The organism is Kitasatospora sp. NPDC051705 (genome assembly GCF_044453265.1).
Taxonomy (GTDB): Bacteria; Actinomycetota; Actinomycetes; order Streptomycetales; family Streptomycetaceae; genus Kitasatospora.
Map to the genome: position 1 here is coordinate 1 of NZ_JBITCO010000016.1, position 22,832 is coordinate 22,832.

Below are 22,832 nucleotides of genomic sequence, written 5' to 3' on the forward strand. Positions count from 1 at the left end.
GAGGATCACCGGCCGTTCGAACTCGCCCGCGACCTCGCGGAAGACGTGCACCGACTCGGCCTCCAGCGCGTCCAGGTGGGACAGCGCGAAGGGGTTGTCGTCGGTGTGGACCAAGCTGTCCGTCGCGGTGGTCATGCCAGGCCCCTCTCGGTCAGGAAGGCGTGCAGTTCGGCGGCGGACTCGGCCACCTCGCGGCCCCGGGTCTGCAGTCGCAGCTCCGGGTTCTGCGGCGCCTCGTACGGGTCGTCGACGCCGGTGAGGCCGGAGAGTTCGCCGGCGGCCTGCTTGGCGTAGAGGCCCTTGACGTCGCGTTCGGCGCAGAGCTCGACGGGGGTGGCGACGTGGATCTCCAGGAACTCCGTGCCGGCGGCGGCGTGGCGCTCGCGCACGGCGGCCCGGGAGTCGGCGAAGGGTGCGATCACCGGGGCGAGCACCTTCACGCCGTTGGCGGCGAGCTTCTCGGCGACGAAGCCGATCCGGGTCACGTTGGTGTGGCGGTCCTCGCGGGAGAAGCCCAGGCCCTTGGAGAGGAACTCGCGGATCTCGTCGCCGTCGAGGACCTCCACCCGGTGGCCCTCGGCGCGCAGCCGCTCGGCCAGGGCGAAGGCGAGCGTGGTCTTGCCCGCGCTCGGCAGCCCGGTCAGCCACACGGTGGCGCCGCGCTCGCAGGGGCCGGCCGCGCGGGCCGCCCCTGCGGCTGCGGCCGCGGCGGCCGGGGTGTGAACTGTGGTCACGGTGGAGTCCTTCGTCGGTAGGTGGCGGTGGGTCGGAGAGGGGGAGGGGGCGGTGCCGGAACGGCGGTGGCGGTGGGTCAGAGGTGGATGCCGCACTCGGTCTTGCCCGAGCCGGACCAGCGGCCGGCCCTGGCGTCCTCGCCCTCCGCGGGCTTGCGGGTGCAGGACAGCGGCGAGCAGCCGATGGACGTGTAGCCCTCCCACAGCAGCGGGTTGAGCAGCACGCCGTTGGCGGCGACGTAGGCGTCGACGTCCTCCTGCGTCCATCGGGCGATCGGGGCGATCTTGACCTTGCGGCGCTTGGCGTCCCAGGCCACCACCGGGGTGTTCGCCCGGGTCGGGGACTCGTCGCGCCGCACGCCGGTGGCCCAGGCGTCGTAGCCGCCGAGGCCGCGGTTCAGCGGCTCGACCTTGCGCAGCGCGCAGCACAGGTCCGGGTCGCGGTCGTGCAGGTGCGGTCCGTGCTCGGCGTCCTGCTCGGCCACCGTGCGCAGCGGCTGGAGCGTGATGACGTTGACCGGCATGGTCGCGGCCACCGCGTCACGGGTGCCGATGGTCTCCGCGAAGTGGTAGCCGGTGTCCAGGAACACGACGTCCACGCCGGGGAACACCGAGGAGGCGAGGTGGGCGACCACCGCGTCCTCCATCGAGGAGGTGACGCAGAACCGGCTGCCGAAGGTGTCGGCGGCCCAGCGCAGGATCTCCTGCGCCGTGGCCTCCTCCAGCTCCCGTGCGGCGGTGGTGGCGATCGCCTCGTAGTCAGTCGTTGCGCTGGTCATCGGACGGACCCCCGTGGTTGGTCGCGGACAGCAGGCCGAGGAACTTCAACTGGAATGCGCGGCGGCACCCGTGGCATTCCCAGGCCCCGTGCCCGGCTTCGGAGGGGCGCAGGTCCTCGTCCCCGCAGTAGGGGCAGAAGAACGGCGCGGCACGCTCGCTCATCGGGCACCCCGCTTCTCCCGGTGCGCGGTCACGACAGCTGCTCCTCGCCGGCCCGGGCCGCCCACTGGGCGAAGCGCTCGCCCTCGGCGCGGTCGGCCTGGTAGCGGGTCAGGACGCGCTCGACGTAGTCCGGCAGGCCCTCCTTGGTGACCTTGAGGCCGCGGACCTTGCGGCCGAAACCGGCCTCCAGGCCCAGCGCGCCGCCCAGGTGCACCTGGTAGCCCTCGACCTGGTTGCCGTCCTCGTCGGTGACGAGCTGGCCCTTGAGGCCGATGTCGGCGACCTGGATGCGGGCGCAGGCGTTCGGGCAGCCGTTGATGTTGATGGTCAGCGGCTCGGAGAAGTCGGGCAGGCGCTTCTCCAGCTCGTCGATGAGCGTGCGGCCGCGCTCCTTGGTCTCGACGATGGCGAGCTTGCAGTACTCGATGCCGGTGCAGGCCATGGTGCCGCGGCGGAACGGCGACGGGGTGACCCGCAGGTCGAGCGCCTCCAGGCCGGCCACCACGGACTCGACCTGGTCCTCGGCGACGTCGAGGATCAGCATCTTCTGCTCGGCGGTGGTGCGCAGCCGGTCGCTGCCGTGGGCGGCGGCGAGGTCGGCGATCTGCCCGAGCAGCCGGCCGTCGACGCGGCCGACGCGCGGCGCGAAGCCGATGTAGTAGTTGCCGTCCTTCTGCTTGTGGACGCCGACGTGGTCGCGCCAGCGGGCGACCGGCTCGGCGGGCGCGGGGCCGTCGACCAGGCGGCGGCCGAGGTACTCGTCCTCCAGCACCTGACGGAACTTCTCCTGGCCCCAGTCGGCGACCAGGAACTTCAGCCGGGCGCGGTTGCGCAGCCGGCGGTAGCCGTAGTCGCGGAAGATGCCGATGACGCCGCCGTAGACGTCGGCGACCTCGTCCAGCGGGACCCAGGCGCCCAGTCGCACGCCGAGGCGGGGGTTGGTCGAGAGGCCGCCGCCGACCCAGAGGTCGAAGCCGGGGCCGTGCTCGGGGTGGACGACGCCGACGAAGGCGATGTCGTTGATCTCGTGCGCCACGTCCAGCAGCGGGGAGCCGGAGACGGCGGACTTGAACTTGCGCGGCAGGTTGGAGAAGTCCTTGTTGCCGATGAAGCGGCGCTGGATCTCGTCGATGGCGGGGGTGCCGTCGATGATCTCGTCCTCGGCGATGCCGGCCACCGGGGAGCCGAGGATGACGCGCGGGGTGTCACCGCAGGCCTCGGTGGTGGAGAGGCCGACGGCCTCCAGCTTCTGCCAGATCGCCGGGACGTCCTCGATCCGGATCCAGTGGTACTGCACGTTCTGGCGGTCGGTCAGGTCGGCGGTGTTGCGGCCGTACTGCTCGGAGACCTCGGCGATCGCCTTCAGCTGGGCGACGGTCAGCCGGCCGCCGTCGATGCGCACGCGGAGCATGAAGTACTCGGCGTCGAGCTCGTGCGGGTCCAGGATCGCGGTCTTGCCGCCGTCGATGCCCTCCTTGCGCTGGGTGTACAGGCCCCACCAGCGCATCCGGCCGCGCAGGTCCGCCGGGTCGATCGAGTCGAAGCCCCGGTGCGCGTAGATCGTCTCAATGCGTGTCCGCACATTGAGACCGTCGTCGTCCTTCTTGAACTGCTCGTTGGCGTTCAGGGGGGTGTGGTGGCCCATGCCCCACTGGCCCTCACCGCGGTGGCGGGTCACCTTGCGCGGCGCCGCGGGGCGGCGCGCGGGCGCGCGGTCGGCCGCGGGCTCGGTGGTCTCGGGAGTGGTGGCCATGGTGAAGTCCTTCGGGGCAGGTGGCTCTGACGCCGGGTTGGTCGCTGGGCGTGCTCGGCGGGGCGGGGCTGCTGTGACCTGCGGGTTTTCCCAGGGCCGGAGAGAGCAGTGACCGTGGCCGGGCGGGCGCCTGCGCGTCCGCTTCAGCGGGGACGGCGAGGTGGATGGCGCCGGGTGCGGTGGTGCGGCGGGGTGGGCTCAGATCACCGGACAGATGGCGCTGGACACGCGGAGGAGGTCGACGTGGAGTCGACCTACCAGGGTGGTTCCGGCGCTAGACATGGCAAGAGATTCGCACGGCGCGGGACTCGCGGTCCACTAACATCCGCATTGTGGACGCTGAGGTTTCGTCATGTGAGACCCGCGGAGGTTCCCGCCGCTCCCGGCCCCGGGGCCTCCCGTGCGACCGTACCCCGGGGGAGATCAACCGCGCGGGCCCGGCCCGATACCGTTAGCCCTGTGCAAGCAGCAGGCGATACGAGCAGACCGACCCCCGAACGGCCGTCCCGGCGCCGGGGCAAGGGCTCCCGGCGCGCGGCCAAACAGGCCACCTGGCGCCGCACGGCGTGGGAACTCGTCAGGGACACCACCAACACCTGCGTCGAGTACCGGGTCACCGGCCTCGCCGCGGAGGCGGCCTTCTTCACCCTGCTGTCGATCCCACCGCTGCTGCTCGGCCTGGCCGGCACCCTCGGCTACCTCGACGAGTTCCTCGGCGCGGGCACCATCGACCGGCTCAAGCACGACATCGTCTCGGCCTCCGGAACGGTGCTGTCCGACTCCTCCGTCACGCAGGTCGTCGTCCCGCTGCTGAACCAGGTGTTCGACCACACCCGGCCCGACCTCATCTCGATCGGCTTCCTGCTGTCGCTGTGGTCCGGCTCCAGAGCGCTCTACATCTTCATCGACACCATCACCGTCATGTACGGGCTCGACGGCAAGCGCGGCATCGTCAAGACCCGGCTGATGTCCCTCGGCCTCTACCTCGGCGCCCTCGTCATCGGCTCCCTCGTGCTGCCGCTGCTGATGGCCGGTCCGGGCCTGATCGAGAACGCCGTGCCGGGCGTCGCGGGGCTGGTCGGCGCCACCTACTGGCCGGTCGCGATCCTGCTGCTGATCGTCTCCCTGACCACCCTCTACCACCTGGCCGTCCCCGTCTCCACCCCGTGGCGCGAGGACATCCCCGGCGCCCTGGTCGCCCTGGTGGTGCTGGTCGTCTGCAGCGTCGCGCTGCGGATCTACCTGGTCAGCTCGGTCGAGGGCCCCACCGTGTACGGCTCGCTGGCCGCGCCGGTGGCCGTCCTGCTGTGGATCTTCGTGGTCGCCCTGGCCGTCCTCATCGGCGCCGCCATGAACGCCGCCATAGACCGCCGCTGGCCCACCCTGGAGACCGCCGACGCCCGCGCCGAGAACGAGCGCGCCCACGAGGAGGCCGCCGCCGCCGTCGTGCGCGAGGTCGCCGCCCGGCGGGCCGTCGAACGGGCCCGGCGCGCCCGCGAACTCGGCCTCGCCGAGGGGGCCGAGGAGGAGTGGGAGGACGAGGGCGACGACACCGAGGCCGACGTCCCCTCCGAGTACCCGGAACGCTGGGCCGACGTGCTGGCCGCCGACAACGTCCGCGGCCGGCTCACCGCCCGCGGCGGGCCCCACCACCGGCCCGGGCCGCCCCCGCCGGACAGCGACCGGCCGGCCGGGCCGCCGCCGGAGCGGCCGGCGCCCAGCTACCCGCCCAAGCCGCCGTGGGAGCAGCAGTAGGGGTGGCGGCGGGGGCCGGTGGGGGCCGGGGTCCGGCTGGGGCCGGGAGCACGGCAGGGCCCGGCCCGTCGGGCTGGTGCGTGGGGCTGGTTCGTAGGCCGGGACGTGCGGCAGGGCCTCTCCCGCGGGTGCGGGGAGGCCCTGTCGTCGTCCGGTGCCGGCCCGGGCCCCTCCCGGGGTTGCGCGGGAGGGACGGGGGTCAGGCGGTGGCGGGGTTCGGCGGGAACGGGAGGTTCGGGGCGTGCGGCCCGTGCGGGGCCGGGGGGTGGCCGAACGGGGACGCCTCGGCAGGGGCATGCGAGCCGGCCGGGTCCGCGGGCGTCGGCGTCCCGTAGGTCGGGGTGCCGGGCGTCGGGGTGCCGGGTGTCGGGGTCCCCACCGGCGGGGTGCCCGTCGCCGGGCCGCCCGGGGCCGCCGACCGGTCGGGACGGCCGGCCTGGACCGGGAGCGGCTCCGGGCCCGGCTGGGCCGGCTCCAGCGCCGTGCGCCCGGCCGAGTCGCTCAGCTTGATCAGCAGGGCCACGATCAGCCAGTTCGCCAGCAGCGACGAGCCGCCCGCCGCCAGGAACGGCAGCGCCTTGCCCGTCAGCGGGACCAGCCCGCTCACCCCGCCGACCACCACGAACACCTGCAGCGCAAGCGCCGTCGACAGCCCGGCCGCGAGCAGCTTGCCGAAGGGGTCGGTCAGCCCGACCGCCGTGCGCAGCCCGCGCTGGACCAGCAGCAGGTAGACCAGCAGCACGGCCGTCACCCCGGCCAGGCCCAGCTCCTCGCCGATCGTGGTGAAGACGAAGTCGCTGCGCCCGGCGAACCCGATCAGCCAGGGGCGTCCCGAGCCCAGGCCCGTCCCCGTCAGGTGGCCGGTGCCGAGGCTGAACAGCGCCTCCGCGGGCTGGTCGGAGATGATCGCCGGGTCGTGGTGCTCCTTGTAGATGTCCAGCGGGTGCAGCCAGGCCTCGACGCGCCCGTGCACGTGCGGCTCCACGGTGCCGACCACCGCCGCGCCGCCGACGGCCATCAGGACGCCGAGCACCACCCAGCTGGTCCGCTCGGTCGCCACGTACAGCATCACGACGAAGACGCCGAAGAAGATCAGCGAGGTGCCGAGGTCGCGCTCGAAGACCAGCACCAGCAGGCTGACCACCCAGATCGCCAGCACCGGGCCGGCGTGCCGTCCGCGCGGCAGGGTCAGCCCCCAGACCTTCCGGCCGGCCAGCGCCAGTGCGTCCCGGGAGGCCATCAGGTAGCCGGCGAAGAAGATCGTGATCGCGACCTTCACGAACTCGTCCGGCTCGAAGGAGAGCCCGAACAGGCGGATCCAGCGCTTCGCGCCGAAGTCCTCCGCCCGGCCGGGGAAGAAGGCCGGCGCCGCCAGCAGGATCAGCGCGCCGGTCATCAGCAGGTACACGTACCGCTGGAAGAACCGGTGGTGCTTGATCAGCACGATCAGCCCGATCGCCACCGCGACCGAGATGAACACCCACATCAGCTGGGAGGGCGCGGCCGGCAGCTTCTGGTAGTCGCCCTTCGCGGCGTGCACCGCCTTGTACGAGACGTCCAGCCGGTCGAGCAGCATCAGGCCGAAGCCGGTCAGGAAGACGCCCAGCGGGAGGATCAGCGGATCCGCGTACGGGGCGAACCGGCGCACCGCCAGGTGGGCAGCCCCGGCCAGCCCGCCCAGGGCCAGCGCGTGCACCAGCAGACCGTGCGGCATCGCCCCGGTCAGCGCCAGATCGGCGTCGACGTGGCCCGCCAGGCAGACGGCCACCGCGAGCGCCAGCAGACCGAGCTCGATGTTGCGGTGGCGCCCCGCCAGGCGGCGGCCCTCGCTGCGTGCAGTGCTGAGCACCCTTGTCGTCCCCTTGTCATGACCCCGTGGCCGCTACCGCCGACGGTGCATCCTGCCAGACGGGACGGGCGCCCCGGCGGTTGCGCGGAGGCGGGTGACCAGACCAGAACTTTGCCCGGGCAAGGCTTTGTCCGGGGCCGGGTAAAGCCTTGTCCTGGTGCAGGTATAGAGGTGGGGCCCGGGCGCGGGCGGGGCCGGCCGGGGGGCCATCATGGCCGGGCACGGCGCCGGGCCCGCGCGACCTCCGGAGCGGGGGCCGCTACCCGGGACGCCGGTGCGGCGGCGGACCGGCAGCGGGCGAACGAGGTGGACGGATGGACGGCGCGGTGCGGGAACTCGCCTACAGCGGCCCGCCCCCCTGGCAGTGGTCCGACCTCGCCACCTCGTGGACGGCCGAACCACTGGTGCTCGGCCTCTCCGTGCTGCTCGCCGGCTGGTACCTGTCCGCGGTGCGCTCCGTCCGCCGCGCCGGGGGCCCCCGCTGGCAGCCCTCCCGCACCGCCGCCTTCCTCGGCGGGCTGCTGCTCTGGATCTGGTGCACCTGCTCCGGGCTCGGCGTCTACGAACGCGTGCTGTTCACCGACCGTGCCGTGCAGGTCGTGCTGCTGCTCATGGTCGTGCCGCTGCTGCTCGCGCTCGGCGCGCCGGTCTCGCTGCTGGTCGCGGCCGCGCCGCCGGCCCGGCGCGAGCGCGTCCTGCGGGCGCTGCGCAGCCGGCCGTCCAAGGTGCTGATGTTCCCGGCCGTCTCCACCGCGCTGCTGATGGCGCCGCCGTGGCTGCTGTACTGCACGCCCTGGTACGAGGAGTCGGTGTCCAGCGCGGCGGGGAACGTTCTGCTGCACCTGGCCCTGGTGCTGCTCGGCCTGGCGTACTTCTGGCCGCGGCTGCAGATCGACCCGGTCGGGCACGAGTACCCGCACCTGGTCGGGCTGTTCATCACGTTCGCCGAGGTGATCTTCGACGCGGCGCTCGGGCTGGTGCTGATCTACGGCGGGCACCTGGTCGCCGAGCACTACTACGTGGCGCTCGGGCGGCCGTGGGGGCCGAGCCTCGCGCAGGACCAGACCTGGGGCGGCAACGCGCTGTGGGTGCTGGGCGACCTGGTCGGGCTGCCGTTCCTCGCCGCCCTGGTGCGGCGGATGGTGGTGCAGGGGCGGGAGGAGACCGAGGCGGTGGACGCCGAGCTGGACGCCCGCTTCGAGGCGGCCGCGGCGGAGGCGCTGGAGGAGGGGCGGCCGGCCGAGGAGGAGGCCGGGATGCGGCCCTGGTGGCTGGACGACCCGAACCTCAAGCACCGGTACGGCGGGTAGGGCCGGGCGGGACGCCGGGGTCCGGCGGGCGGGGCGCAGGCGGGGCGCTGGCGGGGCGCAGGCGGGGCGAAGGCGGGGCGCAGGCAGGGCCAAACTTTGCCCCTCGTGGGGTTCATCCCGCCTTCGCCCCCGCATTCGTGCAGGTCAAAAACCCGTTGGCGGGAGCGCCCCGCTCCGCTAGCGTTTGGCACGTCCGGTTCGGGCGCCGAGAGGCCGCCCGAGGAGTAGAGAGCAGGAGGTGGCCCCCGTGGTTGTCGTTGCCCCGATAGCTGCCCTGGGCAGCACACGCGTTCACCTGCTCACCCCGGCCGCCGGCTGACCTCTCCGCGCCAGCCGCAGCCCGCCGGGACCATCTCCTCCCGAAGGGCACACTGCGTTGTTCAACGCTGCCTCCACTTCGTCGTTCCCTCTTTCCTCTTCCTCTTCTTCCCCTTCTTCGTCGCCGTCCTCCGGTGACGCGCCGCTGGCCGGGTACGGCTGGACGTCCGACCTCGCCGAGCAGTTCGCCCCGTACGTCGAGGCCGGGCTGCTCCCGGCCCGGATCGTCCGGGTCGACCGCGGCCAGTGCGACGCCGTGCTCGCCGACCCGGACACCGGCGAGCCGCGCACCGTCCGGCTCGACACCCGGCCGGTGGGCGACGCCGACATGATCAACTGCCCGTGCACCGGCGACTGGGCCGCCGTGGACCTCCACGCCCGGCCGATGGCCGCCGTCACCGCGCTGCTGCCGCGCTCCACCGCGATCATCCGCAAGGTGGCGGGCAAGCGCTCCGACGGTCAGGTGCTGGCCGCCAACGTCGACTCCGTCCTGATCACCGCCTCGCTGGCGGCCGACCCCGACCTCGGCAGGATCGAGCGCTTCCTCGCCCTGGCCTGGGAGTCCGGCGCCGAGCCACTGGTCGTCCTCACCAAGGCCGACCTGGTGCACGACGCCGAGTTCATCCGGGCCGACGTCGAGGCGATCGCACCCGGCGTGACGGTGCTCGTGGTCAGCGCCGAGACGGGTGAGGGCATGGACGTGCTGCGCGCCTGCATCCCCGGCACCACAGCGCTGATCGGCCAGTCCGGCGTGGGCAAGTCCACGCTCACCAACACCCTCGCGGGCACCGCCGTGATGGCCGTCCAGGAAGCCCGCGAGGGCGACCAGAAGGGCCGCCACACCACGACCACCCGTGAGCTGTTCCCGCTGGCCGGCGGGGGCGTGCTGATAGACACCCCCGGGCTGCGCGAGGTCGGCCTCTACGGTGGCGAGGGCGTGGAGATGGCCTTCGGCGACATCGCCGAACTGGCCGAGGACTGCCGGTTCCACGACTGCGGGCACCACACCGAGCCCGGCTGCGCGGTGCAGGCCGCTCTGGCCGACGGCACGCTGCCGCAGCGCCGGATGGACAGCTACCTCAAGCTCCAGCGCGAGAACGAGTGGATCGCCTCCCGCTCGGACGCCCGGCTGGCCTCGGCGCGGCTCAAGAAGTGGAAGACGATCACCAAGTCGATGCGCGCCTCGGGAGGTCCGGTGAAGCGCTGACCAGGCCCGCGCCGGCCGTGACCGGCCTCCGCGCGGGCCACTCGGCTCAGCGGAGGTCGGCCAGCAGGCGGAAGCGTTCCAGGACGACCGAGGTGGTGTCGTCCACGGTGAAGCCCGGGTCACCGAGGGCGCCGCGCAGCTCGGGGCCGTGCCAGAAGCGCTCGTGCGCCGAGCGCCAGGCGGCCACCGTGTCGTACCCCTCGCCCTCGTCGAGGGCGTGCTGCAGGTCGACCTCGGAGAGCGGGACGATCCGGACGTGCGTGGTCTCGATCACGGCGATCCGGCGGTCGGCCGAGTCGAGCACCGCGGTCAGCTCCCCGACCCGGGGGAGGGGCTCGTCCGCGACCTCGTACTCGGTCAGCAGACCGGTGGTGCTCGTCTTCGCGCCTCTGAGGACGGCCGTGACCAGGGCGTCCCGCAGCGGGCCGGGAAAGGCGAACTCGGCCGGGCGCATGGCGACGATCCTGGGGTCGTCCGGGCCGGTGTAGGGCTGCGTGCTCAGATCGCTCATTCGGGCGAGCGTATCCGCCGCGGCTGCTCCGGGCCCGGGATTATCGGGCGGCGGCCGAGGGCCACCCGGCGACCCGGAGAGCCGGGGTGGTCCGGGCTGGGTGGGCTGGTCCGGGCTGGGTGGGCCGCGGGTCCTGGGTAGTGGGCGGTGGGCGGTGGGTGGTGGGCGGGGTGGGGGGGAGGGGAGGGGAGGCCCCCATGGCGATGTCCGATTCCCGCCAGTCACCCCCTCCCCGGTGCCGCAGACTGGACAGCGTGATCGACGACGACATCCGGTACCGCGCAGTGGACAGCCGCGACGCCCGTTTCGACGGCGTCTTCTTCACGGCCGTCACCTCGACCGGCATCTACTGCCGACCGAGCTGCCCCGCCGTGACCCCCAAGCGAGTCAACTGCGTCTTCTACCCCAGCGCCGCGGCCGCCCAGGGCGCGGGCTTCCGCGCCTGCCGGCGCTGCCGGCCCGACTCCGTGCCGGGATCGCCGGAGTGGAACCACCGCGCCGACCTGGTCGGCCGCGCGATGCGCCTGATCGGCGACGGCGTGGTGGACCGCGAGGGCGTGGCGGGCCTGGCCGGCCGCCTCGGCTACAGCTCCCGGCAGCTCCAGCGCCAGCTGACCGCCGAACTCGGCGCCGGCCCGATCGCGCTGGCCCGCGCCCGGCGCGCCCAGACCGCCCGCCTGCTGCTCCAGACCACCGAACTGCCGGTCACCGACGTGGCGTTCGCGGCCGGCTTCGCCTCCGTCCGGCAGTTCAACGACACCGTCCGCGAGGTCTACGACCGCACCCCGAGCGGCCTGCGGGCCGAGGTCGCGGCCGGCCGCCGCACGGCGGCCCCGGCCGGTGGCCTCACCCTCCGGCTGGCCTACCGCGGCGCGCTCGACAGCGACCACCTGATCGACTTCCTGGCCCTGCGCGCCGTCCCCGGCGTCGAGGAGGTCGTCCCCGGGCAGCGCCCCGGCGTCCGGACCTACCGCCGCACCCTGGCCCTCCCGTACGGTCACGGCATCGCCGAGGTCGACGGCCTCGCGCCGGGCGAGCCGCGCACCCGCGGCTGGCTGGACTGCCGCCTGCTGCTCGCCGACCTGCGCGACCTGCCGACCGCCGTCCAGCGCCTGCGCGGCCTGTTCGACCTCGACGCCGATCCGGACGCGGTCGACGAGCAGCTGGGCGCCGACCCGGTGCTCGGCCCGCTGGTCCGCGCCCGCCCCGGTCTTCGCTCGCCCGGCCACGTGGACCCGCACGAGCTCGCCGTCCGCGCGGTCCTCGGCCAGCAGGTCACCGTCGGCGCCGCCCGTACGCTGGCCGGCCGGCTGGCCCGGAAGTACGGCGCCGCGCTGCCCGAACCCAGCGGTGGGCTGAACCTGCTCTTCCCGACCGCAGCGGTCCTGGCCACCGCGGACCCGGAGGACTTCGCGATGCCCGCCGCCCGCCGCCGGGCGCTCACCGGCCTCTGCGCCGCCCTGGCCGAGGGCGTGGTCCGGCTCGACGGCGGAGTGGACCGGGAGGAGTCCGCGGCGAGCCTGCTGGCCCTGCCCGGCATCGGCCCGTGGACCGTTGGCTACCTGAGGATGCGGGCCCTCGCCGACCCGGACGTCTTCCTCCCGGGCGACGCGGGCGTCAGGCACGGACTCGTCCGGCTCGGCGCCCCCGGCGACCCGAAGAACGCCGCCCGCGCGGCCGAGGCCTGGGCGCCCTGGCGCTCCTACGCCGTCCACCGGCTGTGGGCCGGGCCCGCGAGCACCACCAGTACCGGAACGGAGAACGCACAGGCATGAGCACCACCGTCTACACCACCATGGAGAGCCCGCTCGGCCGGCTGCTGCTGAGCGGCGTCCTGCCCGAGGACGGCGGGTCGGCCGCGCTGGCCACCGTCACCGCACCCGGCCAGAAGTACGCACTGGCCGAGCCCGCCGACGACTGGGTCCTCGACCCGGAGGCGCTGGCCGAGCCGGTCGCCCAGCTGACCGCCTACTTCGCGGGCGAGCGCACCGGCTTCGACCTCCCGCTCGCCCCGGTGGGCACCGAGTTCCGGCGGCGGATCTGGGCGGCCCTGGACGAGATCCCCTACGGCGAGACCGTCACCTACGGCCGGCTCGCCGACCTGGCCGGGGAGTCGCCGCGGGCGGTCCGGGCGGTCGGCGGGGCGGTGGGCGCCAACCCGCTGCTCATCGTCCGGCCCTGTCACCGGGTCATGGGGGCCGACGGCTCGCTGACCGGCTTCGCCGCCGGTGTGGACCGCAAGCGCTGGCTGCTGGAGTTGGAGAGCGGCACGCTGTTCTGACGCGGCCCGCCCGGCTGCGGGTGTCCCGCTCCTGCCGGGCCGACGCTTCCCGCCATCCCGCCATCCCGCCGTCCCGCCGTCCCGCCGTCCGGCCGCTCAGTCCTCCGGACTCCGGAGGTCCACCCGCCAGTCGTGGCTGCGCATGAACCGCCCGGGCGGGAACTCGAAGTCCGTCTCGCCGAGCAGCGTGAACCCGGCCTTCGCGCAGACCGCGTTGGAGGCGGGGTTGTCCACCGAGGGGAAGGCGTGCAGGTGGCGGTGGGCGCCCTCGCGGCGGGCGGCCGCGACGGCGGCGCGGGCGGCGGCGACGGCGATGCCCCGGCCCTGGTGCCCGGGCAGCACGTTCCACCCCATCTCGTGGACGGTCTCGCCCCGCCAGGTCCGGGTGCCGTAGCCGACGGTGCCGACGGCCTCGCCCTCGGGGAGCAGCACGATCCGGTACATGCAGCCGAGGCCGGACGGGACGAAGTCCAGGTAGCGCCGGTGCCGGACGAGGAGCTGCTCCTCGGTCTCCGGGCCGCCGACGTGCCGCTTCATCTCGGGGGTGTTGACGCGGCGCAGCAGCGCCAGGTCGGTGTCCGTCCAGGGTTCGATGAGGACCTGTGCCGTGGTCATGCCGGGCACCGTAGTGCGCCGCGGACCGTTCCGACCAGCGGTTTTCGCGGCCCGGACCCGCCCGGCCCGGACCGCCCGGCCCGGACCGCCCGGTCCGGACCCGCCCGCCGTCCGGCCCCGCCCGGCCCCCGCGGGGGCCGACCCGGTTCAGCCCTGGTCGGTGGCGGCGCCCGGGTCGGCCAGGGCGAGCGCGAGCTGTTCGAGGGCGGGCAGGGCGTGCACGACGGCTTCGCGGTCGGCCGGGGCGAGGACGTCGAGGGCGGCGGCGATGCGGCGCTCGTGGGCGCGCTGCCAGTCGTCGAGCTGGCGCCGCCCGGCCGGGGTGAGGGCGATCCGGGCGGTGCGGCGGTCGCCGGGGTCGGCCTGGCGGTCGACGAACCCGGCGTCGAGGAGCTTGCCGACCAGCCCGCTGACGGTGTTGGGGGCGAGCCGCTGCCGGGCGGCGAGTTCGCCGACCCGCAGGGGTGCGGCGGACAGGGTCTGGAGGAGTTCGACCTGCGCCATCGGCAGGGACTCCCACGGGTAGTCGGTGCGGATGCTGCTGCGCAGGGCGCGGCGCAGCCGGGTGACGGTGTCGGTGAGCCGCCGGGCGTGTTCGACCGCCGTTCCGGGAGGTTCGGTGGCGGGGTCGGGAACGTGTGGTGACGACGGCATGGCGGACAGCGTATCCCCTGGTACGAGGGGGTCCGGCAGCGCTGTCCGACGTCGGGCGCCGGCGCCGGGGGCAGCGTGCGGGGCGTCCTCCGGGGCGCCGTCCGGTGGGTCGTCCGGTGCGTCGCCCCGGTGTCTGTCGCAGGGCGATCGGCTCGCTCAGGGAACATGTCTGCGTCCGATATATTCGTGGCATGAACGCCACCGCCCTCGCCGCGCGGCTGCTCACCGAGCGGCCCCGGCCCCGGGGCATAGCCGGTTGGCGCCACGCCCACTGGCTGGCCGTCGGCACCGTCTGCCTCGGCGCCTTCCTCGGACAGCTCACCGCCAGCGTCACCGCCCTCGTCTTCCCGGCCCTCGGCCGGCACTTCCACGCGGACTTCGCGGCCGTCGAATGGGTCGCCCTCGCCTACCTCCTGGTCCTGGTCGCCCTGCTCGCCCCGATCGGGTGGCTCTCCGACCTGGTCGGCCGCAAGACCATGTACCTCGGCGGCTTCGCGGTCTTCGCCCTGGCCTCGCTCGGCGCCGGACTCGCCGGCAGCCTCGGCGACCTGGTCGCCTTCCGGGGCGTCCAGGCCGTCGGCGGCGCCATGATGCAGGCCAACAGCGTCGCCCTGGTGGCGCGCGGGGTCCCGGAACACGCGATGCGGCGCGCCCTCGGCATCCAGGCCGCCGCCCAGGGCCTCGGCCTGGCCCTCGGCCCCAGCCTCGGCGGGCTGCTGGTCGAACACGCCTCCTGGCGGTGGGTGTTCTGGATCAACGTGCCGATCGGCGTGCTCGGCATCCTCGCGGGCTGGTTCCTGCTGCCCCGCACGCGGACCACGGGCACCGGGAGCGGGGCGACCCCGGACCCCGGGACGGCGTCCCGCTCCCGCGCCGCCGGCCCCTGCGCGGGCCGACCCGTTGCCGGCCGACCCCTTGCCGACGGACCGGCCGCCGACCGGCCCCGCGTCGGCCGGCCCCGTCCGAAGCGGTCCGCGCGGGCCGAGGACGGCCGCTTCGACCTGCTCGGCCTGCTGCTGCTCACCGGCTCCACCACCGCCCTGCTGCTCGCCCTCTCCACCGCCTCCGGCCTGCCGCTGCCCGGCTGGGCCGCCGCCGCGCTGCTGCTCACCGCCGCCGTCCTGGCCCTCGCACTGGTCCGGCAGGAACGGCGGGCCTCCCGGCCGATCCTCGCCCCCGGCCTGGTCAACACCCCGGGGGTGCGGTCCGGGCTGGTGGTCTCGCTGATCGGCTACCTGCTGCTGTTCTGCCCGCTGGTGCTCGGCCCGGTACTGCTCACCGGCGCGGGCGTGCCGGTGTCCCGGGCGGGCCTGGTGATCACCCTGCTGCCCGCCGCGTTCGCCGTCGCGGCGACGGTGGGCGGCGCCCTGCTGCCGCGCACCTGGTCGGACGTCAGCCGCTGCCGCGCGGGCGCGCTGCTCGCCGGTGCCGGTCTGCTGCTGTTCGGCCTGCTGCCGACCACCGCCGTGGGCGCGGCCGTCCCGCTGCTGCTCGCCGGCTACGGGCTGGGACTGCTGCTGCCGGCCAACAACGCGCTGGTGATGCGGGCCGTCCCCGCCCAGTGCTCGGCGGTCGGCGGCGGGATGGTCAACATGGCGCGCAGCCTCGGCACCGCGCTCGGCACCGCGCTACCGGTACTCGGCGTCCACCTGGCCGGTACGGCCTCCGGGGGCCGGGCGGTGCTGCTCACCCTCGCGGCCGTCGCCGTGGCCGCCGCCGCCCTGACCCGCCCGGCCCGCCCCGCACGCGCCGCGCGCGTCGCCTGAGGCGTGTTGCCCGGCTCGTCATGCCCCCGCGACCGGGACCGGCCCTTCGCGGCCGGCCCGTTGTGTCGTCGATGACGGACGGCCGCTGCGCGGGGCCGCGGAACGGTTCCAGGCCGCACCCCACCTCGCCGCCGTCCTCATCCGGTCGCCGCGACGAGGAAGGAGACACGCCCCGGCGGCCCGTCCCCTGCGTCCGAGTCCGAGTCCGTGCCTGTGCCCGAGTCCGTGCCCGTGCCCGTCCCCGCGTTCGCGTGCCCGTGGTAACCGGGTGACACCTGCGCAGCTGTCCTGAGATCATCTGCGGATGTCGATCATCGCCGACGAGCTCGGCCACCTGTTCTACACCGTCGACGGTGACGGTCCGCCCGTCGTGCTCGTGCACGCCGGTGTCGCCGACCACCACATGTGGGACGCGGTCGTGCCCGCGCTCGCGGAACGGCACACCGTCATCCGGTACGACCTGCGCGGCTTCGGCGAGTCCGCGATCCCGAGCGGGCCGTTCAGCGAGGCCGACGACCTGCTCGGCCTGCTGGACCACCTCGGCCACCAGCGCGTCCGGCTGGTCGGCGCCTCCTGGGGCGGCCGGGTGGCGGTGGACTTCGCCCTCACCCACCCGGACCGGGTGCACTCCCTCGCCCTGTTCTCCGCGCCCTGGCCGCGGTACGGCTGGTCCGAGGACATGGTCCGCTACGACGAGGCCGAGACCGCGGCGCTGGCCGCGGGCGACGTGGACGCCGCCGTCGAGGTGAACCTGGACATGTGGCTGCGCGGGCCCGCCCGCGGGTGGGACGAGGTCGCGGAGGGGCTGGCCGACCGGCTCCGCGGCCCGCTGCGGACCTCGCTGGTGAACCAGGAGGCCGTCGGCGCGCACTCCCGGGGCCCCTCGAACGGTGACATCGCCACCCTCGCCGTCCCCGCACTGGTGGGTGTCGGCCGGCTCGACGTCGCCGACTTCCAGGACATCGCCCGCCGGTACGCGGCCGGGATCCCCGGTGCCTCCCTGGTCGAGTTCGCCACCGCCGCCCACCTCGTCGCCCTCGACGCCCCCGCCGAACTCGCCGCGGCACTGGAGCCGTTCCTCGCCCGCTGACACCGTGCCGCCCCGCAACCGGCGGGGCGGCCGACCAGCCCCGGGTGGCCGCCCCAGGCCCCGGCCGGCACCGCGGGTGGGCGGTGGTGGGCTCAGTCGTCGGCCGCGACGACGAGGGTGATCCGCCCGGCCGAGCGGTCGACGAGCACGAACTCGTGGAACTCGCCGTGCACGCCGCCCCAGTCGTGCATCGCCCCGGCGCCGAGCTCGCCGAGGTGGTGGATGCCGTCGGCGGTGGTCAGGCGGTCGAACACCTCCCGCCGCAGGGCCGCCTCCAGCCCGGCGGGCCGGCCGCGGGCCGGGCCCACCCACTCCTGCAGGATCCGTACGGCCTGCTGCTCGCGGATCGGGTCGTAGCGATCCGGAGTGATCGACCGCAGCCAGTACGGGCCGTGCCGGAGCCCGTCCGGCAGAACTCCACCGCCCGCGTAGTCGTCCCGGAACTGCTCGTGCCCGATCAGCGCGGCGAGCAACCCGCTGTCGTCCGGGCACTCCGCGGAGAAGCCGAACCGCTTGATGTCGACCGACCGGAACCCGTGGTCCTTCGGATCCGGGAGGTGGTGCCGGAAGTTGACGAACGCGCTTCCCTCGTGAACGAGCCCCTTGGCCATGCCTAGGAGACCGGGCTTTCACGCCCGGACGGGAGCCGGGCGTCCGTCCGGACGTTCAGGGTGTCCTGGGCGCGGTTGAGTCCGAGCCGGACGAGCGTCTCCAGCGCGTCGGCGCAGCGGTCCAACACGCCCGGCAGTGCGGCCTGTTCCTCGTCGGAGAACCTCTTCAGCACGAAGTCCCCGACGGACTGGCCCTTCGGCGGTCGCCCGATGCCGAAGCGCAGCCGGACGAAGTCGCGGGTGCCGAGCACCTCGCCCACCGAGCGCACCCCGTTGTGGCCGCCGGGGCCGCCGCCGCGCTTGAGCCTGCCCGTGCCGAACGCGAAGTCCAGGTCGTCCTGCACGACCACCAGCTGCGCGGCCGGCACGCCGTGGCGGCGCAGCAGGGCGGCCACCGGGCGGCCGGACAGGTTGATGAACCACTGCGGCTTCGCCAGCAGCACCCGGCGGCCGTCCACCTCGATCTCGGCGACCTGGACGCCGATCCCGCGCCGCCGGAACCGGGCGCCGTGCCGTTCGGCCAGCCGGTCCACGGCGAGGAAGCCCGCGTTGTGGCGGGTGAGGCGGAACCACGGGCCGGGGTTGCCCAGTCCGGCGATCAGCCAGGGGGTGTCGGTGGTCATCCGGTCTTCTCCAGGGGGTGACGGAGGTCGTCGTGGCGGGCCCGGTCGGCTGCCGGGCGGTCGTGCCGCCGGGCGTTGCGGACGCCGGGGCCGCGGACAGCGGGGTTGCGGACAGTGGGGCCGCGGACGCCGGACGGCCGGGGCGCGGTCCGGACGGTACGGGACCGTCGGCCGCACCCCGGCCGTCCGGGGGCGAGCGGGTGGGTCAGGAGGCGGGGACGCCGGGGGCGGCGCCGCGATCCTTGAGCATGTCGGTCATCAGCTGGATCTCCGAGCTCTGCGCCGTCACCATCGACTGGGCGAGCCGCTTCTCGGAGTCGTTCCGCGCGACGTCCACGTAGCCCTGCGCCATCTCGACGCCGCCCTTGTGGTGCTCGATCATCAGCTGCAGGTAGTAGACCTCGGCGTCCCGGCCGCTGAGCGAACGCAGCTTCGCCAGTTGGGCGTTGGTGGCCATGCCGGGCATCAGCGAACCGTCGTGGGCCTGGTAGTCGTGGTCCATCCGCATCCACGCCATCGGCTTGTCGGTCGAGTGCTGCGGCAGCCCCCACTGGTCGAGCCAGCCCATCATCATCCCGCGCTGGTTGGCCTGGGTGTTGATGACGTCGAAGGCCAGGGTCCGGGTGGCGTCGTCGCCGGTGCGGTCCCGGACGATGAACGACAGGTCCACCGCCTGCTGGTGGTGGGTCGCCATGTCGCGGGCGAACCCGGCCTCGGGCGAGTCGTTCGCCGGGACGGCCACCGACGCGGTGCCGGACGCCGAGGTGCCGCTCGCCACCAGGGCGGGCACGCCGAGCGCCAGCGCGAGCGCGGCGGCCAGCGCGGCCGGCCACCACAGCCGGCGGCCCGCGCGGGACTGCCCGGCGCCGTCCGCGGACTCCGCGGACGGCCCGGTCGCCTCGGACGGCTCCGCCCCCTCGGGCAGGTCCGAGCCGGCGGCGGTCACATCTGCCCCATGGTGCAGGAGGCGCCCGGCTCCTGGGTCTGCTTGCCCTGGACGTACTTGGTGAAGAACTCGTTCACCCGGGGGTCGCCGGCGCTGTCCACGACCAGCTGGGTGCTCCAGGCGTTCAGGGTGATGGTGCCCTTCTCGTCCGGGTAGGGGCTCATCAGCGAGTACGGGGTGGCCTTGACCTTGTCGGAGAGGGTCTTGACGTCCTCCGGGGTGGCCTTGCCGTTGTACGTCACCCAGACCGCGCCGTGCTCCAGCGAGTGGACGGCGCGCTCGTTCTCGACCGGCTGGTCGTAGACGTGGCCCATGCAGTCCAGCCAGACCGCGTTGTGGTCGCCGCCGACCGGCGGGGTCATCGGGTAGGTGACCTTCTCCTTGACGTGGTTGCGGCTCAGGTCGCCGAAGGTCTGCACGCCCGGGATGTCCGCGTTGGCGGCGGCCTCCTTGTCCTTCTTGGACTGGTTGGCGTCCATGATGATCCAGGTGCCGGTGGCGATCGCGCCGATCACCAGCACGCCGGCGGCGACCGAGGCGATGATCTTGTTGCGGCGCTCGCGGCGCTGCTCGGCGGCGCGCAGCTCGGCTATCCGGGCGCGGCGGTCGGTCGTCCCGGCCTTGCCGGAGGTCTTGTTGGACTGCTTCGAGGCGGAACCCATGGTGGTTGTCCTTGTCCCCGCCGCGCGGTGCTGGGGCGCGGCGGTCAGCTGAAGAGGGGAGGAGGGGCGGATCCGCCGGCGGGTGCCGGGCGGTGGGTTCCGCTCAGGACCGGTGTACTTGCAGCTCGTGCAGATCGGGCGCCGGATGCGGACCGTCCAGCAACCCGGCGGGCACCACCCTCGGCAGCGCCTCGGGCGCCGGCGTGAGCGGTGACACGGCCGGTTGCGGCTGCGGAGGGGGGTTCGGCAGCTGGGCGTCCTGGGCGCAGTACGGGTGGCTGGAGCAGCCGTTGTCGCGGTGCGGCGGTTCGCCGTCGGCCGTGCACCAGGTCCAGTGCCGCTGCTGTTCGGCCCGCTGGCGCTGCTCGGCGGCCGTGGGGGCCGGGCCGGTGCGCGGGGCGCGGTCGACGGAGACGGCTGCGGTGACCGCGGCGGTGACCGTCGACGGCGCCGGATGGACGCCCGCGCCGACCGCCTTGGCCTGGCCCGCGCACGGCAGCACGGTGAGCAGGGCGACCAGCACCAGAACCCACAGCGCACCCACCGGGCGGCCCGCCGGTGCGGCCCTCCCCGGTCGGGGCGAGCTGGGGGCCGACGCGGTCATGCGCACATTTAATCAGCCGAACGAGTGAAGCGATGCCCCTCCTCGGTCCCCATTTTCGGCCGTCCGCGGACCCGAACACCCCGGAAACGCCCTGCTCCGGGCACATCCGGCAAGCGCGGACGGAACGGTCGTGGGCGCAGTGGTGAACCCCGGGGCGAACCCGTCGCCGAACCCGCTGGTGAAGCGCTGGTGGCGCCTCCGGCGACGCCGCGGGGGAGGGCTGCGCCCCCTGCCGTCGACACCGCCATGAACATGCTGGTGAGCGCGGTGGCCGGGAACGCTCCGGTCGCTGACCGGTTGTCGCCGAAACCCGGACAGCGTCGTTGCACTCGGAGACAATGACGTCGAGTCCGGCCCCGCCGGGGGCGGCGCGACCACGGACCGACCAGGAGCCGCCAGATGAGCAAGCAGGGTGCACCCGCACAGCCGCACCGGCCGGAGGACGGCTGGTGGGACGAGGTCTACGAAGGCCCCGCGGGCACCCTCCCCGACACCCCGCGGGCGGACGCGGGTGCCGGGAGCGTCGACGACTGGTTCGCCACGGCGGCCGGCCTCATCGGACACCAGCGCACCGCCGAGCCGGAGCCGGAGCCGGAGTCGGAGTCGGACGCCGCGCCGGAGCTCGCGTCGGCTTCGGTGCCGGTGCCGGTGCCGGTGCCGGTGCCGGAGTCGGAGTCGGGCCCCGGGCCGGAGCGAGTCCCTGTGGTGACGGTGGCAGCCGCGGCGGAGTCGGTCGAGGCTCCGACCGCGGGGCGCGAACCGGGACCGGAAGCCGTCCGGGAGCCCGAGACCGAAGCGGCCACGGACCCGGCCCCGGACGAGCTGTTGGAGCGGGACAGCATCGACGATTGGTTCGACACCGCGATCGGCGTGATCGGCCAGCCGCGCACCCCGGCCGAGACCCACCGGTTCCCCGCCCCGTCCTTCGCCCGGGACGCCCCCGCCCCCGCCCCCTCGCCGGCGCCGGCATCCGAACCGGCGCCGCCCACGGTGACCCTGGAGAAGCCTGCCCCCGAACCCGCCGAACCCCGAACCGGGGCCGACCACGCCGCCCAAGACACCGTCCCGGAACCCGAACCGCAGCCCGTCCAAACGCTTGCCCCAGAGCCGGAGCCGACCCCCGCTCCAGAGCCGGAGTCCGAGCCGGCCGACGCCTCCGAGCCCGGGCCCGAAGCCGACCCCGGCCCCGACACCCTCGCCACGGCCATCGCCACCGCGACCATCCCGGACCTGCACCCGTCCCCCCGACCAGCCCGCGCCACCGACCGGCCCACCGTGCCGCACGTCGGCGAACGCCCGCCGACCTACGGCCCGGAACCGACCGCCGTGCCGGAGACGGACCCCGGTGCGCTCGGGGCGCTCGTGCCCGACACCGCCCTGGAGGGCGCCCAGTACGGGCAGTCCGTGCTGCGCGCGGTCTCCGTGCGCGGCGACTCCGCCCGCTACCGGGGCGAGCCGCGCCGGGACACCTTGCTGATCACCCGGTTCGGGGACGGTCCGGACGGGCTGCTGCTCGCGGTGCTCGGCGGCTTCGAGCGGACGGGCACCGCCGCGGACGAGGCGGTCTCCGCGCAGGCGGTCGCCACCGCCACGAGCGAGGCGTGCCGACAGCTGGCCGCCGCGATCGGCCGCAGCCGCGAGGGACTGGCCGCCGACCTGCGCGACTGCGCCCGCGACCGGCTCCGCTACGGCCTCCAACGGCTGGCCACCAGCGCCGTCGCCCCGCTGCGCGCCCTGGCGCCGCGGGAGGAGGGGGACGCGGGGGCGGACACGCCGTCCCCGGCGGCGCTGCACTGCCTGTTGATGTCCCTCGACCCGGCGGCCGCCTACCGGGCGGCGTTCGGGATCGGCCCGGGCGGGCTCTACCTGCTGCGCGCCGGCCACTGGATCGACGCCTATGCGGCGAGACTGCTGCACCATCCGGAGGGCCAGCAGCCGCCGGAGGAACCGCGACCGTTCCGCTTCCGGCTCGTCCCCGCGACCCCGGGCGACGTCCTGCTGCTCTGCACCCCCGGCCTGGCCCGTCCGATCGCCGACGAGCCGGCCGTCGCCCACTTCCTGGCCGGCCACTGGGCACACCCGCACCCACCGGGCACCGTCGACTTCCTCCGTCAGGTCCAGGTCCGTGCCAAGGGCTACGCCGACGACCGCACCGCCGCAGCCATCTGGACCGAATGACCGGACCGAGGCCACGGGCCTCCGAAAAAATCAGTAGACCGACCGACATATTCTTCCCGCTGCGACATGGGCCACAAGCCGCGGCCACCCGGCACCACACCCGCACCCGCATTTGCATCCGCGCCACGGCCGCACGGCCGCACGAGAAGTCGGCGGGCCCGACTTCTCGTGCGCCGGCTTCACTCCCACGCCCCGCGCCGTCGCGACATCTGTAGACCGGTCGACATATTTTCTTGGCCCGGGGCGCCCACTCCGGCCCGGGCCCGGCCCTGCGGTGCGGCTGCGCAGGAAGTCGGCCCGGCCGACTTCCTGCGCGCCGACCGCGGCCCTGCTGGGACTGAATCTGTAGACCGGTCGACATATTCAAGCTGCGGGGCGCGCGGGCTCGGATGGCCGGGGCGCAGCCTCATAGGAAGTCGGCGG

Annotated in this window: 22 protein-coding genes and 1 pseudogene; 8 read left to right on the top strand and 15 right to left on the bottom strand. The window is 74.6% G+C overall.

The genetic code is table 11. From position 1 onward, the window contains the following. From ACIA8Q_RS20805 to ACIA8Q_RS20830, 6 genes and pseudogenes are all read right to left on the bottom strand, one after another. A pseudogene (locus ACIA8Q_RS20805) lies at positions 1-135 on the bottom strand (sulfate adenylyltransferase small subunit); the annotation flags it as partial. Further along, positions 132-734 (bottom strand): adenylyl-sulfate kinase, encoded by a 603-nt coding sequence (cysC, locus tag ACIA8Q_RS20810; RefSeq protein ID WP_396317532.1) that lies wholly within the window; start codon positions 732-734, stop codon positions 132-134. The pseudogene ACIA8Q_RS20805 and the gene cysC, both read right to left, overlap by 4 nt. Positions 735-811: 77 nt before the next feature. Continuing rightward, positions 812-1,513, bottom strand: a complete 702-nt coding sequence (locus ACIA8Q_RS20815) for a phosphoadenylyl-sulfate reductase (protein ID WP_360212948.1) — start codon at positions 1,511-1,513, stop codon at positions 812-814. Then, on the bottom strand, positions 1,494-1,676 hold the full coding sequence (locus tag ACIA8Q_RS20820) for a hypothetical protein (RefSeq protein WP_360212950.1): 183 nt from the start codon (positions 1,674-1,676) through the stop codon (positions 1,494-1,496). Before ACIA8Q_RS20820 ends, ACIA8Q_RS20815 begins: the two co-directional genes overlap by 20 nt. 28 nt (positions 1,677-1,704) lie before the next feature. After that, positions 1,705-3,429, bottom strand: coding sequence for a nitrite/sulfite reductase (locus ACIA8Q_RS20825; RefSeq protein WP_360212952.1), 1,725 nt, complete (start codon positions 3,427-3,429; stop codon positions 1,705-1,707). A gap of 198 nt (positions 3,430-3,627) precedes the next feature. Then, positions 3,628-3,711 carry a putative leader peptide gene (locus ACIA8Q_RS20830; protein ID WP_317621159.1) on the bottom strand — a complete coding sequence of 28 codons (84 nt, stop codon included), beginning with the start codon at positions 3,709-3,711 and terminating at the stop codon, positions 3,628-3,630. Positions 3,712-3,888: 177 nt separating this feature from the next. On the opposite strand from ACIA8Q_RS20830, the gene ACIA8Q_RS20835 reads away from it, so the two are divergent. After that, positions 3,889-5,184, top strand: a complete 1,296-nt coding sequence (locus ACIA8Q_RS20835; RefSeq protein ID WP_360212954.1) for a YihY/virulence factor BrkB family protein — start codon at positions 3,889-3,891, stop codon at positions 5,182-5,184. 199 nt (positions 5,185-5,383) lie between these two features. On the opposite strand, the gene ACIA8Q_RS20840 is transcribed toward ACIA8Q_RS20835, so the two are convergent. Then, positions 5,384-7,033: an FtsW/RodA/SpoVE family cell cycle protein gene (locus ACIA8Q_RS20840; protein ID WP_396317533.1), complete on the bottom strand. Its 1,650-nt coding sequence runs from the start codon at positions 7,031-7,033 to the stop codon at positions 5,384-5,386. Between the two features lie 314 nt (positions 7,034-7,347). On the opposite strand from ACIA8Q_RS20840, the gene ACIA8Q_RS20845 reads away from it, so the two are divergent. Both ACIA8Q_RS20845 and rsgA read left to right on the top strand, forming a co-directional pair. Further along, positions 7,348-8,343, top strand: a complete 996-nt coding sequence (locus ACIA8Q_RS20845) for a cytochrome c oxidase assembly protein (RefSeq protein WP_387904798.1) — start codon at positions 7,348-7,350, stop codon at positions 8,341-8,343. A 376-nt stretch (positions 8,344-8,719) separates the two neighbouring features. Beyond that, positions 8,720-9,868, top strand: a complete 1,149-nt coding sequence (gene rsgA / locus ACIA8Q_RS20850; RefSeq protein WP_360212960.1) for a ribosome small subunit-dependent GTPase A — start codon at positions 8,720-8,722, stop codon at positions 9,866-9,868. A 46-nt stretch (positions 9,869-9,914) separates the two neighbouring features. Here the strand turns inward: rsgA and ACIA8Q_RS20855 are convergent, their stop codons facing one another. Then, the gene (locus ACIA8Q_RS20855; protein ID WP_360212962.1) at positions 9,915-10,379 is read right to left on the bottom strand and encodes an ASCH domain-containing protein; all 465 of its coding nucleotides are present in this window, start codon (positions 10,377-10,379) and stop codon (positions 9,915-9,917) included. 203 nt (positions 10,380-10,582) lie between these two features. On the opposite strand from ACIA8Q_RS20855, the gene ACIA8Q_RS20860 reads away from it, so the two are divergent. Together ACIA8Q_RS20860 and ACIA8Q_RS20865 are read left to right on the top strand one after the other, a co-directional pair. Beyond that, positions 10,583-12,154 carry an AlkA N-terminal domain-containing protein gene (locus ACIA8Q_RS20860; protein WP_360213100.1) on the top strand — a complete coding sequence of 524 codons (1,572 nt, stop codon included), beginning with the start codon at positions 10,583-10,585 and terminating at the stop codon, positions 12,152-12,154. Beyond that, positions 12,151-12,660, top strand: a complete 510-nt coding sequence (locus ACIA8Q_RS20865) for a methylated-DNA--[protein]-cysteine S-methyltransferase (protein WP_360212964.1) — start codon at positions 12,151-12,153, stop codon at positions 12,658-12,660. Before ACIA8Q_RS20860 ends, ACIA8Q_RS20865 begins: the two co-directional genes overlap by 4 nt. Before the next feature lie 96 nt (positions 12,661-12,756). Here the strand turns inward: ACIA8Q_RS20865 and ACIA8Q_RS20870 are convergent, their stop codons facing one another. Both ACIA8Q_RS20870 and ACIA8Q_RS20875 read right to left on the bottom strand, forming a co-directional pair. Next, positions 12,757-13,275 (bottom strand): GNAT family N-acetyltransferase, encoded by a 519-nt coding sequence (locus ACIA8Q_RS20870; protein ID WP_360212966.1) that lies wholly within the window; start codon positions 13,273-13,275, stop codon positions 12,757-12,759. Positions 13,276-13,422: 147 nt separating this feature from the next. Next, positions 13,423-13,929: a MarR family transcriptional regulator gene (locus ACIA8Q_RS20875; protein ID WP_360212968.1), complete on the bottom strand. Its 507-nt coding sequence runs from the start codon at positions 13,927-13,929 to the stop codon at positions 13,423-13,425. Positions 13,930-14,120: 191 nt separating this feature from the next. Between ACIA8Q_RS20875 and ACIA8Q_RS20880 the strand changes: the two genes are divergently transcribed. Then, a complete protein-coding gene (locus tag ACIA8Q_RS20880) occupies positions 14,121-15,695 on the top strand; it encodes an MFS transporter (protein ID WP_396317534.1) in 1,575 nt (524 codons plus the stop codon). A gap of 304 nt (positions 15,696-15,999) precedes the next feature. Beyond that, on the top strand, positions 16,000-16,785 hold the full coding sequence (locus ACIA8Q_RS20885; RefSeq protein ID WP_360212972.1) for an alpha/beta fold hydrolase: 786 nt from the start codon (positions 16,000-16,002) through the stop codon (positions 16,783-16,785). A 92-nt stretch (positions 16,786-16,877) separates the two neighbouring features. On the opposite strand, the gene ACIA8Q_RS20890 is transcribed toward ACIA8Q_RS20885, so the two are convergent. From ACIA8Q_RS20890 to ACIA8Q_RS20910, 5 genes are all read right to left on the bottom strand, one after another. Beyond that, positions 16,878-17,396 (bottom strand): hypothetical protein, encoded by a 519-nt coding sequence (locus tag ACIA8Q_RS20890; protein WP_396317535.1) that lies wholly within the window; start codon positions 17,394-17,396, stop codon positions 16,878-16,880. Between the two features lie 2 nt (positions 17,397-17,398). Continuing rightward, the gene (gene pth, locus ACIA8Q_RS20895) at positions 17,399-18,019 is read right to left on the bottom strand and encodes an aminoacyl-tRNA hydrolase (RefSeq protein ID WP_360212976.1); all 621 of its coding nucleotides are present in this window, start codon (positions 18,017-18,019) and stop codon (positions 17,399-17,401) included. 205 nt (positions 18,020-18,224) lie between these two features. Beyond that, entirely contained in the window at positions 18,225-18,857 is a 633-nt protein-coding gene (locus ACIA8Q_RS20900) for a DUF305 domain-containing protein (RefSeq protein WP_396317556.1), read from the bottom strand. Between the two features lie 104 nt (positions 18,858-18,961). Further along, complete coding sequence (locus ACIA8Q_RS20905; RefSeq protein WP_360212978.1) at positions 18,962-19,627, bottom strand: DUF3105 domain-containing protein; 666 nt, start codon at positions 19,625-19,627, stop codon at positions 18,962-18,964. A gap of 103 nt (positions 19,628-19,730) precedes the next feature. Beyond that, entirely contained in the window at positions 19,731-20,231 is a 501-nt protein-coding gene (locus ACIA8Q_RS20910; protein ID WP_387904811.1) for a hypothetical protein, read from the bottom strand. 399 nt (positions 20,232-20,630) lie between these two features. Between ACIA8Q_RS20910 and ACIA8Q_RS20915 the strand changes: the two genes are divergently transcribed. Then, on the top strand, positions 20,631-22,409 hold the full coding sequence (locus ACIA8Q_RS20915; protein WP_360212982.1) for a protein phosphatase 2C domain-containing protein: 1,779 nt from the start codon (positions 20,631-20,633) through the stop codon (positions 22,407-22,409). Positions 22,410-22,832: the final 423 nt, after the last annotated feature.